The organism is Nocardia sp. NPDC004722 (genome assembly GCF_053601505.1).
The window spans coordinates 1-5,190 of the sequence record NZ_JBSGBY010000587.1 but is presented as its reverse complement, the minus strand read 5'-3'; the positions used below and the strand labels follow the sequence as shown (position 1 = coordinate 5,190).

The following is a 5,190-nucleotide window of genomic DNA, read 5'->3' as shown; positions in this document are numbered from 1 at the left end:
CGCGGGCGGGCAGGGTTCGCCGCCCATCACAACCGTCCGCACGCTCTCCAGATCGGCGGCATCCAGGGTGGCGAGATGGAGACCAAGGTGGAACAGCCGCTGGTGCGGTTGCAGTTGCTGGTCGGACCGCAGTCGCTGTCGGCCAATGTGGCTTCGGCGCTGCTCGGTTTCTCCATGTTCGGCGCGTTCTCGCTGGTGTCCAACTTCATTCAGACGCCCGCGGACAAGGTCGGCTACGGCCTGTCGGGGACCGTGCTCTCGGTCGGCCTCTACGGCATTCCGAGCGCGGCGCTGATGACGTTCTTCTCCTTCAACACCGGGCGCATCTCCGCCAAGATCGGGCCCGCCTACACCCTCGCCATCGGCGCGGTGTTCGCCGGACTCTCCATGGGGTGGCTGGCCGTCTCGCACGACCACTCGTTCGACATGATCATGGCGAATGTGCTGCAGGGCACCGGTTTCGGCATCGGCTACGCGGCGCTGGGCTCGCTGGCGGTGCAGCATGTGCCGATGAGTGAGAGCGGCATCGCCTCGGGCATCAACTCGCTGGTGCGTACCGCGGGCGGCTCGATCGCGGGTGCGGTGACCGGGTCGATTCTGACCGCGCACGTGCTGAAGCTCGGAACCCACGCCGTGCCGACCGAAGGCGCGTACGTCGCGAGCTTCGCGACCCTGGCCATCGGCGCATTCGGTGCGGCGGCTGTGGCTCTCGGCCACGGAATCCGCCACAAGGGGAAATGACAACCTCTCGTAACTCTCAGGGGCTTCGCCCCTGAAACCCCAAGAGCCTGAAGAAAAGCCTGCGCACGCTCCCAGCGTGCGCAGGCTTCTTTGCTAGGTCAGGACCTCGGTGCGGTCACCGTCGACCACGACGACATGGTCGTCGGTGAGCGCCCAGTGTGGGATGCCCGCGGCCGTGTACTCGCGCACCAGCTTTCGAGCGTCGCCCGTCGGGTCGGTGGGTGAGTCCAGGTGCGGGACGATGCGGCGGTCGACCAGACCCAGCCCGTCCCAGCGGGGTTCGATGCCGCAGGCGGTGCGGACCTCGTCCGGGTCGTCCATGGATTCGATGCCGTGCAGGTCCGGGGTCATGACGCAGGCTCCGGCGCTGTAACCCGCGTAGACCAGGGCGTCCTCGGCGAGGAGTTTGGTCAGGGCGAGATCGGCTCCGCTGCAGGCGAATTGGGCGCGCAGCACGAAGGTGTTGCCGCCGCGCACCCACACCATCGGGTACTCGCGCAGCCGCGCCTCGACCTCGGCCGGGCGGTCGACGTACTCGCGCAGGTCGAGGACGTCGGGCTGGAAACCGGTGCGGCGCAGGGGAACCAGATCGCTGGTGACCGCGCCCTGCCAGGCCGAGGGCCAGGCATCACAGGCGTTCGCGATGACGGCCACCCGGCCGGGCTCGCCCACCAGCTCGAGCAGCCGCTGCTGGTGCGAGCCGAAACGGTAGCTGGACAGGAACAGTCGCACGGAATCAGATCGTGAAGGCCAGGCTGCGGACCAGGCGGTTGCCGAGATCCGTATCGCCGGTGACGGTGATTTGCTCCGGGTGCGCGTCGGCCGTGGTGCGGCCGCCGCGCAGGCGGGCGAACAGGCCCGAGTCGAGGGCGACCACGACGGTGGCGGGGGCGTCGAGGGTCTCGACGAGATTGGCCCGGCCGCCGTCGACCGCGATGTGGAGTTGCCGCGTCACCGGACCGATCACATCGATCGTGAGGCGGGAGCCATCGGGCGCGCCCGCGCCCTTGACCGCGGCCCGCCCCAGTGCGGGCAGCAATTCCTCGAACGCCTGCGCGCCGCGAGTGCCGCCCTCGTCGACGGAAACGCCCAGCGCGTCGGCGATATCGTGCTCGTGCATCCAGCAGTCGAAGACGCGGATGCGCATGAACCGGCCGTACGGGGCCATCCCGACCGGGGTCGGGACCAGTTCCGCCCATGCCTCCGGTGTGATCTGCTCGAGCGCCTTCAACCGGCGGCCGGTCACCTCCAGGAACCGTTCCAGCAGTTGGGAACCGGTCAGTGGCCGCAGCGCGGCGATCCACTTCTCGTTCAGCGCGCCGATCTCGTTGCGAATGTGCGCGCCGGAGACCTCGACATCGGGGGTCGGCTCGCCCAGCAGCAGCGATTCGGTGCCGATCACATGGGCGACCACATCGAACACCGTCCAGCCCGGCAGCGGCGAGGCGGTGCGCCAAGCGTTTTCGTCCAGGCCGTCCACCAGGCGGGTAATCGCGTCCCATTGATCGGACAACAGGGCCGTGATCTCGGCGCGGTCGGGCACCGTGTCGGTCATGCGGTGGTCTCCCTTTCTTCGTCGGCGAGCCGGTCCAGGCCGGATCGCAGTGCGGCGGCGGTGGCATCGGCGTCGTGCGGGCGGCGCAGCACGAAACCCTTGGCGAAACGCAGAATGTCGCCCTGGTGGCGCGGAATCACGTGCAGGTGCACGTGATGAACGGTCTGGAAGGCGGCCTTGCCGTCATTGATCAGCAGGTTCGCGCCGTCGGCGGCGAGTCCGGCGCGGCGCATGGATTTGGCCAGGCGATGCCCGAAGGAGAACAGTTGCGCGCCCATCGCCGGATCGAGTTCGTCCAGATCGGTGGCGTGCCGTTTGGGGATTACGAGGGTGTGCCCGCGGGTGATGGGCCGGATATCGAGGAACGCCAGCAGGGCGTCGTCCTCGTAGATCTTGGTCGCGGGTGCGTCGCCCGCGACGATCCGGCAGAAAATGCAGCCACTCACCGTGCAGACATTACGGCGTACAAGTGATCTGCGACACCCCCTACCCGACCCCGACACACGCCCAGCTGGACGCATACCTAACGGTGCGTAGCTACCCCCGATTGTTGGTACTTGTCCACTACGGCACCCCGGCCGAGCATGGAGTTGTCCGGTTTTCTCGCCACACCAAGTGATGGGCATCTCCGCTACGCTCACCGCGAACCAGGTACAGTTGCGAGAATTCTCACGAACTTACTGCAGAGTAAGTTCGGCCCACCGTTGGACCGGTGATTCGGCCCATACCGACAGGGTGGCCTGGGCTCACCACGAGAAGGAAGTTTGACAAGTGGACACAACGCAGAGCGCACAGACCGCTGCGCCCCGCGGTGCGCGTGTCGGAGTGGTTCGGGAGACGAACCCGGACGAACGACGCGTCGCATTGGTGCCGAAGATCATTCCGGCCCTGTTGAAGCAGGGCGTGGAAGTGATCGTCGAGGCCGGTGCCGGTCTGGGCGCATTGATTCCCGACGAGGCGTACACCGAAGCCGGTGCCACGCTGGGTGATCCGTACGCCGCCGATGTGGTCGTCAAGGTCGCTCCCCCGAACGACGCCGAGATCGCCAAGCTGCACTCCGGTCAGACGCTGATCGGGTTCCTCGCGCCCCGCAACGCCGACACCAAGATCGGCGCTCTGAAGGCCGCGGGCGTGCAAGCCTTTGCGGTGGAAGCGATTCCGCGTATCTCCCGCGCCCAGGTCATGGACGCGCTGTCGTCGCAGGCGAATGTCGCCGGTTACAAGGCCGTGCTGCTCGCCGCTTCCGAATCCACCCGATTCTTCCCCATGCTCACCACCGCCGCCGGAACCGTGAAGCCCGCCACCGTGCTGGTCCTCGGCGTCGGTGTGGCGGGGCTGCAGTCGCTGGCCACCGCCAAGCGGCTCGGTGGGCGTACCACCGGTTACGACGTCCGCCCGGAGGTCGCCGACCAGGTGCGTTCCGTCGGCGCGCAGTGGCTCGACCTCGGCATCGACGCCGCCGGTGAGGGCGGCTACGCCCGCGAGCTCACCGAAGACGAACGCGCACAACAGCAGCAGGCCCTCGAGAACGCCATCAAGGGCTTCGACGTGGTCATCACCACCGCCCTGGTGCCGGGTCGCCCGGCTCCGCGCCTGGTCACGGCCGCCGCTGTCGAGGGCATGAAGCCCGGCAGCGTGATCGTGGACATGGCCGGTGAGACCGGCGGTAACTGCGAGTTGACCGAACCCGGGAAAACCGTTGTGCGCCATGGCGTCACCATCGCCTCGCCGCTGAACCTGCCGGCCACCATGCCGGAGCATGCCAGCGAGCTGTACTCCAAGAACGTCGCCGCACTGCTCGAGCTCATGCTGAAAGACGGTGCGCTCGCACCCGATTTCACCGATCAGGTGCTGGCGGATTCCTGCGTGACACGTGAGGTGGAAGCCTGATGTACACCCAACTGCTGGCGAATATCGCGATCCTGGTGCTGTCCGGGTTCGTCGGCTTCGCCGTCATCTCCAAGGTCCCCAATACCCTGCACACGCCATTGATGTCGGGCACCAACGCCATTCACGGCATCGTGGTGCTCGGCGCGCTGGTGGTGTTCGGCAAGGTCCAGCACCCGTCGGTGCTGATGCAGATCATCCTGTTCGTCGCCGTCGTGTTCGGAACCCTGAACGTCATCGGCGGTTTCGTGGTGACCGACCGGATGCTGGGCATGTTCAAGGCCAAGAAGCCTGCTGCGAGCGAGAAGGCGGGCAAGTAAGCCATGGACAATCTGGTCAATATTCTCTACATCGTCGCGTTCGCGCTGTTCATCTACGGTCTGATGGGGCTCACCGGTCCCAAGACCGCGGTGCGCGGCAACCTGATCGCCGCGGTCGGCATGGTCATCGCGGTCATCGCGACGTTCATCTCCATCCGTGACACCAGCAACTGGATCATCATCGTCGCGGGCCTGGTCGTCGGTGTGCTGCTGGGCGTTCCGCCCGCGCGCTTCACCAAGATGACCGCCATGCCGCAGCTCGTCGCCGCGTTCAACGGTGTCGGCGGTGGCACGGTCGCGCTCATCGCGTGGGCCGAATTCCTCGATACCAAGGGCTTTTCCAAGGTGCACGAGTCGCCCTCGGTGCACATCGTGATCGGCTCGCTGTTCGCGGCGATCATCGGCTCGGTCTCCTTCTGGGGCTCGATCATCGCCTTCGCGAAGCTGCAGGAACTGCTCTCGGGCCGCCCGATCAGCGTCGGCAAGCTGCAGCAGCCGCTCAACCTGCTGCTGCTCGCGGGCGCCATCGCGGCCGCGGTGGTGATCGGCATCGGGGCCACCGATACCGGTGTGCCGCAGTACTGGATGATCGCGCTGCTGGTGCTCGCGGGCATTCTCGGCCTGATGGTGGTGCTGCCGATCACCACCGCGGCCGCGATGGCGCCCGCGAGCAGCAGCAGGTTGAGC

Annotated in this window: 7 protein-coding genes; 4 read left to right on the top strand and 3 right to left on the bottom strand. The window is 67.0% G+C overall.

Features of this window, described 5'->3' with window-relative positions; translation table 11 throughout:
- The coding region (locus tag ACWELQ_RS37315; protein WP_452401730.1) for an MFS transporter at window positions 1-741 on the top strand (741 nt) is incomplete at its 5' end.
- Window positions 742-834: 93 nt separating this feature from the next.
- Here the strand turns inward: ACWELQ_RS37315 and ACWELQ_RS37310 are convergent.
- The 3 genes from ACWELQ_RS37310 to ACWELQ_RS37300 are packed head-to-tail and all read right to left on the bottom strand — an operon-like array spanning window position 835 to window position 2,742.
- The gene (locus ACWELQ_RS37310) at window positions 835-1,473 is read right to left on the bottom strand and encodes a Type 1 glutamine amidotransferase-like domain-containing protein (protein WP_452401729.1); all 639 of its coding nucleotides are present in this window, start codon (window positions 1,471-1,473) and stop codon (window positions 835-837) included.
- 4 nt (window positions 1,474-1,477) lie between these two features.
- Complete coding sequence (locus ACWELQ_RS37305; protein ID WP_452401728.1) at window positions 1,478-2,296, bottom strand: maleylpyruvate isomerase family mycothiol-dependent enzyme; 819 nt, start codon at window positions 2,294-2,296, stop codon at window positions 1,478-1,480.
- Window positions 2,293-2,742, bottom strand: a complete 450-nt coding sequence (locus ACWELQ_RS37300) for an HIT family protein (RefSeq protein ID WP_452401727.1) — start codon at window positions 2,740-2,742, stop codon at window positions 2,293-2,295. The genes ACWELQ_RS37305 and ACWELQ_RS37300 overlap by 4 nt, the downstream gene beginning before the upstream one ends.
- A gap of 325 nt (window positions 2,743-3,067) precedes the next feature.
- On the opposite strand from ACWELQ_RS37300, the gene ACWELQ_RS37295 reads away from it, so the two are divergent.
- From ACWELQ_RS37295 to ACWELQ_RS37285, 3 genes are all read left to right on the top strand, one after another.
- Window positions 3,068-4,186 carry a Re/Si-specific NAD(P)(+) transhydrogenase subunit alpha gene (locus ACWELQ_RS37295; protein WP_452401726.1) on the top strand — a complete coding sequence of 373 codons (1,119 nt, stop codon included), beginning with the start codon at window positions 3,068-3,070 and terminating at the stop codon, window positions 4,184-4,186.
- A complete protein-coding gene (locus tag ACWELQ_RS37290) occupies window positions 4,186-4,503 on the top strand; it encodes an NAD(P) transhydrogenase subunit alpha (RefSeq protein WP_452401725.1) in 318 nt (105 codons plus the stop codon). Before ACWELQ_RS37295 ends, ACWELQ_RS37290 begins: the two co-directional genes overlap by 1 nt.
- Before the next feature lie 3 nt (window positions 4,504-4,506).
- Window positions 4,507-5,190 (top strand): NAD(P)(+) transhydrogenase (Re/Si-specific) subunit beta (locus ACWELQ_RS37285; protein ID WP_452401724.1); only part of this gene is annotated, 684 nt, incomplete at its 3' end.

Coding starts and splice junctions, on each gene's coding strand:
- ACWELQ_RS37305 (WP_452401728.1), bottom strand. CDS start 2,296: ATGACCGACACGGTGCCCGACCGCGCCGAGATCACGGCCCTGTTGTCC.
- ACWELQ_RS37290 (WP_452401725.1), top strand. CDS start 4,186: ATGTACACCCAACTGCTGGCGAATATCGCGATCCTGGTGCTGTCCGGG.